Source organism: Flavobacterium facile, from assembly GCF_036321945.1.
Classification (GTDB): Bacteria; Bacteroidota; Bacteroidia; order Flavobacteriales; family Flavobacteriaceae; genus Flavobacterium; species Flavobacterium facile.
Genome location: NZ_JAZAYT010000015.1, coordinates 1 through 7,162, shown reverse-complemented (window position 1 = coordinate 7,162; position 7,162 = coordinate 1). Strand labels below are relative to the sequence as shown.

Below are 7,162 nucleotides of genomic sequence, written 5' to 3'. Positions count from 1 at the left end.
GTATAAGTTCCTGCAGAAAGTCCAGTTGCAGTAGCAGCTGTTCCTCCAGAAGGCGACCAAGAATAAGTATAGCTAGGAGTTCCTCCAGAAGGTGAAACTGTAGCCGTACCGTTAGAACCACCATTACAAGAAACGTTAGTTAGCGAACCAGTTGCTAAAGAAATAGCAGTTGGTTGAGTTACTGTAATTCCTGAAACTGTTCCTGTACATCCATTAGCATCAGTAATTGTTACAGAATATGTTCCAGCCGCAAGTCCTATTCTGTCTTCTGTTGTGATTCCGCCACCCCAGTTGAATGTGTATGGTCCTGTTCCGCCAGTTGGAGTTAAATTGATTGCTCCATTTGAACCTCCATTACAAGCTATATTCGTTACTACTGTAGTTCCTGAAACTGCTAAAGCGGGTTGCGTAACAGTTACATTAACAGTTCTTGTACATGCATTTGCATCCGTAATTATACAAGTGTAACTTCCAGCTACAAGTCCTGTTCTGTCCTCTGTTGTAATTCCTCCACCCCAATTGAATGTGTATCCTGGAGTTCCTCCTGAAGGAGTTAAATTTATTGCACCCGTTGAGCCTCCAAAACAAGCAACATTTGTTACAACAGTTGATCCGTTTAATGCTGGCGGCTGAGTAATTGTAAAGTTACGGGTTGCAGTACAAGAAATATTATCTGTTATTGTTACTGTGTATGATCCAGGACTTAAGCCAGAAGCAGTAGCCCCTGTTCCACCAGATGGTGACCAAGAGTATGTATAAGGAGCAATTCCTCCACTAACAGATACAGTAGCAGTACCGTTACTGCCACCGTTACAAGAAACATTAGTTGAACTTCCTGTAGATGTAATATTTGAAACTGTTAAGGTTCCAGAATTAGAGTTTGTAAAGCAGGTTGCTACTCCGTTTATGGCTACTGCTCTGTATAAATACCCTGACATTCCTGCAGTTGCGCCAGTAATTGTTAATGTGGTACTTGTTACTCCGGAATATACACCTCCATTTGTTAAGTCTGTAAATCCACTACCTGTATTCACTTGCCATTGGTAGGTTGTAGCTCCAGTTGCTGACATTGAGAAGGTTGTATTGTTACCAGTGCAAATAGTTCTGTTTGGTGGGTTTGCTGTTATAGTTGGTGTTGTACAAGAAGGTACTTCGAAAAGGCGAAAATTGTCTACTGCAATTTCTTGAGACGCAGTAGCATTTACATGACAATTAAAACGGATATCTAAACTAGTTCCTGTCCCGGATATTGATGCTGTTAATTCTGTAAAGGCATAACTTAAAGCTGTTCCATCTCCTAATAAATCACTGTTAGTATCTACACTAAATGTATTGGAGCTACTAGGGAGATTTGAATATATTCCAATGGCTTTTGTCCATGCCCCTCCATCTATTCGATATTCTATAGCTATAAAATCTTGGGCAGAACCCCAGTCGGTACCTTGGTAACTACCGTTAATTTGATTACAAGCAAAAAGACCTTTAAAGGATAGTCCTGATTTTCCACTAATATTAATACCGCTCCAAGTTACTTGTTGATTGGCACTTATAGAAGCGTTTGTGCACGCCGGTCCTTTATCAATATCTTCGGCTGCAAAAAATTTAGTACCTTCAAATCCAGAATAAGTACCAGATTGCAAAACGATTCCAGACAGTGCAGTTCTAAAGAAATACGAAGTTGCAGGACTGAAACAAGAAAATTCAGCAATTGATGGTGTTCTGGTTCCAGTACTTGGAGCCCCAAAATCTTCAAAGGTGTCGCTCCAAAATTGGGTTTGTGAATTTGCTCCTATCCAAAAAAGGCAAAGGAGCAAAGTAAAAGTTAAAGTAAATTTTTTTTTCATGATCACATTGTTTTAAAATTAAAATTATTGTCTGCAAAATATTAGTTAAGTGTACTTATCATAACAGGGTTTAAAAATGCAAATTGTGCAGCTGTCATAATACCTTGATCGGTACTGAGTATTTCAATAGCAATTTGCTTGTTATCTTCACAAGCTATATTTATAGTATTTGTTAGGGACACGATTGTGCCAGGCAGATTTTTGTGTGGTTCATCTAATAGAGAAGCTACAATTATTTTAACCTGTTCGCCTAGTAAAGTTGCATCTGCACCAGTATTCCAAGGATTACAGGCATTTATTAGTGAAATTATTTCCTCTGCTGTCATTCGTTTCCAATTAATATAAGTGTCTGACAAATCGGGCTTTTCATAATAATAGGATTGTGTTTCATCTTGTGGCTCGTTGGGAATATTATTTCCAAATTGCAACATATTTGCCGTATTCAAAGCAACCTGAGCCATATGTTCACTTAGTTTTATTGTTAGTTTGCCATAAGTATCACCCGTTTCAATAACAATCGGATCATTAAAAATGATATTTCCTTCATCAAATTTTGAGTTCATAAAATGTACACAGATGGCTGTTTCGGTTTCCTGATTTTTAAGAACTTCAAAAATGGGCATTGATCCCCGATACTGAGGCAGCGGTCCAGGATGAAAATTGATGAATTTATTTTCTCCGTATGCTAAAACGCTTTCAGGAAGTAAAAATGGAAATGAGATGCAAAAGATGTAGTCAGGTTGAATCTTATCAATCCATGTTCTCATTTCAGATATGCTTTTAGTATTGGGAAAAGATTTAAAACCAAAATTGTTATCTTCAGCTTCTCTTTCTAGCGCATCTATGATTGTATGGCTTCCTTTTCCTATTCCAATGGCACATATGAATTTTTCAAATGCTAGTAATTGCAATGCAGGAAAGGCGAACTTTCCACCACACAAAACCATTATTTTTTTAGTTGTTTCCATTGTTAAATGCATGTGTAACTGTTATACCAAGATGATGTGGAATTACTTAGGTTCTGATTAGTTAATTTTTGAAAATGTTCAAATACATCATTTGCAATACTTTCTATCTGTATTTCACATTTCCCTTCACTATTTGGAATTATAGTTGAGTTGTATAAAGGTGAAATAGAAGTATTTGTTTTAGAATCAAAATAAATAGTACCTCTTGGACTTTTAAACGTAAAAGATTTGATGGCTGAGGCTATTTGCGTCATGTTATTTTTAGACAGGTCAATTAATTCTATAACTTTTAATGCTAAAGAAGCACTTTCCCAGCTTAGTAATGAAAATATATTAGGAGTCCTGTTCGCTGCTGTGATTGTTTCGATAAATATTTTATTTTCCTCAGAGTCTATTTTTTTAGACCAGGCAGCAATTCCTTTTATGTTGCCACCAGGATATTCTGCATCCGCCAGCATCATTTCTTCAAGCCCGAAAGGAGGTAAGTAAATTGGAATGTTTTGTCCTTCAAATGAGTTTTTGATACCTTCAAAATACCAGTGAACAAAATCACCGCTAAATAAACTCAATAAGGCACTATTAGGAAATTTTTCTAAATGGTCTTTTAAAGGAGCAATCGTAAAGTCTTCTTCCTTATATCCTGTGGCGTGATTAAAAGCGATTTTTCCTCCATTTTCTTCAAATCCTTTTGATACGCCATAAGTATGTAAATAGCCTCCATCATAGTAACCTGTCACCATTCCAGCTGATGTATATCCGTCATTTACGGCTTGTCTGGCAGCCATTGAAGCTCCTAAGGAATTGTGTAGTGAATGATAAAAAATATTTGGGCAAGCAGGCCATTCGTGAGGCAAATTAGCTCCGGCATCTAAAACAATTAACATTTTGTTGGCGGCAAGAAAAAGAGGACGAAGTAATTGTGCCATACGATGTCCTATGTAAGCAATTACTACAGAAACGTTTTCTTCTAGTAAAAGTTTTTCCGCACTGCGATAACATTGTTGTTTATCTGCGCCAAAACCTATATTTTCTGTAACGATTCGAATGTCGTTTCTTCCTAAATGTTTTAATCCGGAACGAAGTCCCTCATAAAGATCGAAACTAATGCTTTGATAGTATGTTGATCGGGCTAATAAAATACCTATTGTTTGCATATTTTTCAAGTAAAAAGGAAATTTCCATATTGAAAATTTTCTTTGATGTTTTTAATTAATTTCTGCTTGGAAATATCCCTTCCGTTGCGATGGAATAATTAATAGTTAAGTAGGGATTCATTATATTAAAAGGCGCATTTCCACCTGTTGCATCTGATGTTCCGCTCACTGTTGTACCTCCTGTATGGATGTTTGGTGTAGGTCCATTACCTGAATAAGTGGGAGTTGTTGTTGTAGCCGGGAAGTTACCTTCTGGTACAGATTCATCAGCATTCCCTGATGAGGTCTTTATTCTTACACTAACATTATTCAATGTATGAATATGCTGTGGTAAATTTGATAAAAGTAATGTAGTGCTAGGTAAACCGTCCATTTCTCCGATAGTATAATATGGGAGACTGGCTCCTTGTCCCTGACCAATTGGTACACGTCCTTGTAAATCAGGTAATCCGAATGTGGTTTGCCCATTTCCACCATAATTAGTTCCTAAGAGTGCAAATAAAGCAGTGTTTTGGGCAATACTCATAAGTTGTCCTTGACATTTTGAATAGCCTAGGGGAGCAAAATTAAATCCTAATATTTTTATCTCTCCAATAAATGGTTCTGTAGACATAATGCTTTGTTTTAAGAGTTTTTTTAATTTCTGCTTGGAAAAATTCCTTGAGTAGCTATTGAATAATTCATAACTAAATAAGGATTCATAATAGATAGAGGAAGGCTTCCTCCTGTTATATCTGTAGTACCAGAAACAGTTGTTCCTCCTGTAAAAACATTTGGAGTTGCTCCATTACCGGAATAAGTGGGATTTATTGTTGTTGCAGGGAAATTACCCTCTGGGACAGATTCGTCAGCATTCATTGATGAGGCCTTTATTTTTACACTAACATTACTCAATGTATGAATATGTGATGGGATATTAGATGTTAGCAATGTTACATTTGGAGTACCAGCAGCTTCACCTATTACATAATTAGGTAATCCTGGTCCTTGTCCTTGCCCTATAGGTACACGGCCTTGTAAATTAGGAAGAGCAAATGTAGTTTGTCCATTTCCTCCATAAGTGGTTCCTAATAGTGAAAAAAGAGCTGTGTTTTGTGCAATTGACAAGATTTGCCCTTGGCACGTTTGATAGCCTCTAGGGGCAAAATTAAATCCGAAGATTTTAATTTCTCCAATAAATGGTTCTGTTGACATAGTTTAGTTTTTTGGTTAATAGTTATTTTATAGAAATGCATTATAATTCTGATTACCAAGGGTTCTTTTTTTAAAATAAAAAAGTAAAATCATTTAATATTTTAATATTTTAAATTTTTAAAAGAAAGATAATTATTCCAAATAATCACATTTATTTGGAAATAAACATTTTAGCTTCAAATTTTTTTATTCAAATTTATAGTATTAAACTTGAGTTTATAAAATTAAATGTTACGAAATAGATAATTAGTGTCATAAAGTAATAAATTGAGTAAATCAGAGCAGAATTAGACTAATAACTCATGTCAATTATTTTTTATTGATGCTTAATTTACAGTGTTTTGATAATTATTACTTAATCCACAATATGTATTAATATAAATTGTGTTTAAGTTGAGCAACATTTTTGTAATTATTCTACAGATCATTTTATGTTTTACAAGTATATTAAGATATTTATTTGTATCGTTACGGGTTTCCCGTAAATTTTGTTAATGTTTTTTATATAGTTTTAGAGTTATTGGCTTGTTTTAGTTCTTCTTTTCCAATATACTTTTGATTCTGCTTTTTTAAAATTAGTTTTCAAAAAAAAACATTACTTTCATATTAGAGTTACTTCTATGTTTTTCCAAATAATGAAAACTATAATTGCCATAATAAAAAAAACCGCCATTTCTGACGGTTTTAATTTTTTTAATCATTGAATTAGAAATATAATTAATACAAAACTGAATAAGCAAGTAATACTATTTCTAAACTAAATTTTTCAATGAATTACATTATTGTTTTAAAATTTTCAATGTTTTAATTTTTCCTTCTGACATTACTTTTACAAAATAAGTTGCACTCGGTAAGTTAGATAAATCTAATTGCATTTCTAAATTGTTTCCTTGTTTTGTTAAAACTGTTTGTCCAATTAAATTAACAACTGAAACTTCTGATAGAATACTAGAATTAGTAATAGTAACTACGCCAGTTGTTGGATTAGGGTAATAGCTGAAATTTTCAAAATCAAATTTTTCATTACCCAACACAGTAACTGTAGTACAATTAGAAGTAACAGTACATCCTCCAAGAGTAATTTCTACTTTGTAATCTCCTACAACAGTAGGAATGTAAGTCTGATTTGTACCATCTAGAGTGATTATTGTGTTCGGACAAAGGTACCATTGATAAGAAGCACCAGCTTCCGTAGCTTGTAATATTCCACTAGATAATGTAACATTATTATCAATTGCTGTAGGTTCAGTAATTGTAAAGTCTACAAAAGTAGTACAAGAATTTGCATCAGTAACCGTACAAGTCCATGTTCCGGCAGTTAATCCAGAAACAGAAGTTGTTCCGTCACCAGTAGGGTTTCCAGGAGTCCAGTTATATATGTATCCACCCGCTCCACCAGTAGGAATATTTACTGAAGCGGTTCCAGTTGCACCACCGTTACAAGAAACATTAGTTTGCGAAGCAGCTGTTAAAGCTAAAACAGTAGGTTCAGTAATTGTAAAGTCTACAAAAGTAGTACAACTGTTAGCATCAGTAACTGTTACAGTATAAGTTCCTGCAGAAAGTCCAGTTGCAGTAGCAGCTGTTCCTCCAGAAGGTGACCAAGAGTAAGTATATCCACCAGCACCGCCAGAAGGAGTAACTGAAGCCGAACCATTCAAACCACCATTACAAGAAACATTAGTTTGCGCAGCAGCTGTTAAAGCTAAAACAGTAGGTTCAGTAATTGTAAAGTCTACAAAAGTAGTACAACTGTTTGCATCAGTAACTGTTACGGTATAAGTTCCTGCAGAAAGTCCAGTTGCCGTAGCAGCCGTTCCTCCAGAAGGTGACCAAGAATAAGTATAACCAGGAGTTCCTCCAGAAGGAGTAACCGAAGCCGAACCATTCGAACCACCATTACAAGAAACATTAGTTTGCGCAGCAGCTGTTAAAGCTAAAACAGTAGGTTCAGTAATTGTAAAGTCTACAAAAGTAATACAACTGTTAGCATCAGTAACTG

At 35.1% G+C, this 7,162-nt stretch carries 5 protein-coding genes and 1 pseudogene; all 6 read right to left on the bottom strand.

Features of this window, described 5'->3' with window-relative positions; all coding sequences use genetic code 11:
* Positions 1 to 1,844: pseudogene (locus tag UEQ13_RS00200) on the bottom strand (SprB repeat-containing protein); the annotation flags it as partial.
* Positions 1,845 to 1,885: 41 nt separating this feature from the next.
* On the bottom strand, positions 1,886 to 2,812 hold the full coding sequence (locus tag UEQ13_RS00195) for a methionyl-tRNA formyltransferase (RefSeq protein WP_329804356.1): 927 nt from the start codon (positions 2,810 to 2,812) through the stop codon (positions 1,886 to 1,888).
* A 2-nt stretch (positions 2,813 to 2,814) separates the two neighbouring features.
* Complete coding sequence (locus tag UEQ13_RS00190; protein WP_329804355.1) at positions 2,815 to 3,966, bottom strand: ABC transporter substrate-binding protein; 1,152 nt, start codon at positions 3,964 to 3,966, stop codon at positions 2,815 to 2,817.
* A gap of 55 nt (positions 3,967 to 4,021) precedes the next feature.
* Positions 4,022 to 4,579, bottom strand: coding sequence for a phage tail protein (locus UEQ13_RS00185; RefSeq protein ID WP_329804354.1), 558 nt, complete (start codon positions 4,577 to 4,579; stop codon positions 4,022 to 4,024).
* A 23-nt stretch (positions 4,580 to 4,602) separates the two neighbouring features.
* Positions 4,603 to 5,160 (bottom strand): phage tail protein, encoded by a 558-nt coding sequence (locus UEQ13_RS00180; protein WP_329804353.1) that lies wholly within the window; start codon positions 5,158 to 5,160, stop codon positions 4,603 to 4,605.
* 779 nt (positions 5,161 to 5,939) lie between these two features.
* A partial coding sequence (locus tag UEQ13_RS00175) for a T9SS type A sorting domain-containing protein (RefSeq protein WP_329804352.1) occupies positions 5,940 to 7,162 on the bottom strand: 1,223 nt, incomplete at its 5' end.

Excerpts from the sequence above, each read along its gene's own strand:
- UEQ13_RS00195 (WP_329804356.1), bottom strand. The coding sequence starts at position 2,812 with ATGGAAACAACTAAAAAAATAATGGTTTTGTGTGGTGGAAAGTTCGCC.
- UEQ13_RS00190 (WP_329804355.1), bottom strand. The coding sequence starts at position 3,966 with ATGCAAACAATAGGTATTTTATTAGCCCGATCAACATACTATCAAAGC.
- UEQ13_RS00185 (WP_329804354.1), bottom strand. The coding sequence starts at position 4,579 with ATGTCTACAGAACCATTTATTGGAGAGATAAAAATATTAGGATTTAAT.
- UEQ13_RS00180 (WP_329804353.1), bottom strand. The coding sequence starts at position 5,160 with ATGTCAACAGAACCATTTATTGGAGAAATTAAAATCTTCGGATTTAAT.